A 727-nucleotide genomic window follows, 5' to 3' on the forward strand; every position below is an offset into this window, starting at 1 on the left:
CCTTGGTCTGCGTGCAGAGCACCGGGGTCAGGCCCTGCTGGGCCAGCGCACCACCGACGACCTCGGCGAAGGCGGGGAAGATCGGGTTCTGCAACTCGGGCAGGACCAGGCCGACCAGCCTGGCGCGTTCGCCGCGCAGCTGGGTGGGCCGCTCGTAGCCGAGGACGTCGAGGGCGGAGAGGACGGCTTGCCTCGTGGCGTCGGAGACACCCGGCTTGCCGTTGAGCACTCGGCTGACCGTGGCCTCACTGACTCCCACTTTCCGGGCCACTTGAGCAAGTCGTCGCGTCATGAACGCAAGATTAGCGCAAGAAACGCAAGTCGATTGCGCTGGTGCCGACGTCCCGGAAAGGCTCACAGACCGAGCTGCCGGAGGCAAGGGGTGTGCGGACGGCGCGCCCGGCCGCGTCGGCGCGTCGCCGTGTCACCGCCGGGCCACCGTACGAGGCACGTCCCTGGAGCGCCCCGTCTCGGCCCTGCCGGACGCCGCCTACACCGCTCCGGCCCCGGTGAGTGAGCGGACCTCCGTCTCGGCGTGCTTCGCCTCGTCGGGAGGTTCCGGAGAGGTGACCGTACCGGCCCAGCCGGCCAGGAACCCGGCGGGGACGGACACCAGGCCGGGGTTCTCCAGCGGGAAGAGCTGGAAGTCCAGGCCCGGGAAGAGGGACGCCGGGCTCCCCGACACGACCGGGGAGAGCACGACGAGCACTACGGCGGGGATGAGCCC

1 protein-coding gene and 1 pseudogene are annotated in these 727 nt (G+C 71.3%); both read right to left on the reverse strand.

Annotation, left to right across the window (positions count from 1 at the left end; translation table 11 throughout):
• Positions 1 to 292 (reverse strand): LacI family DNA-binding transcriptional regulator (locus IH13_RS0102545; protein WP_158791024.1); only part of this gene is annotated, 292 nt, incomplete at its 3' end.
• A 198-nt stretch (positions 293 to 490) separates the two neighbouring features.
• A pseudogene (locus tag IH13_RS0102550) lies at positions 491 to 727 on the reverse strand (cation acetate symporter); the annotation flags it as partial.

It is taken from the genome of Streptomyces sp. NRRL WC-3549 (genome assembly GCF_000721935.1).
In the GTDB taxonomy this organism is placed as follows: Bacteria; Actinomycetota; Actinomycetes; order Streptomycetales; family Streptomycetaceae; genus Streptomyces.